Annotated in this window: 1 protein-coding gene; it reads right to left on the reverse strand. The window is 51.7% G+C overall.

The features are described from left to right. Positions 1-234 (reverse strand): EamA family transporter (locus ACYP03_RS28110; RefSeq protein WP_459782951.1); only part of this gene is annotated, 234 nt, incomplete at both ends.

Consider the following 234-nt stretch of genomic DNA (forward strand, 5'->3'; position numbering starts at 1 on the left):
AAATGACTCATCAAGCAGGGTGATTGCGAAGATGGTTGTCATAGCCGGGCCGATATTGCTGGTCAGACTGACTGCCGAAGGAGTCAGGCGCGCCATCGCGGCTGCAATTAAATAGGACGGCAAGACAGTGCAGAAAAATCCCAGTACCACGCCCAGCAAAGCCAAATCCAGTGAGATAGTTCTCAGTTGCACCCCTGACCACTTAAAATGCAGCAGAATGACAATACCGGCGCT

It is taken from the genome of Photobacterium sp. R1 (assembly GCF_054600795.1).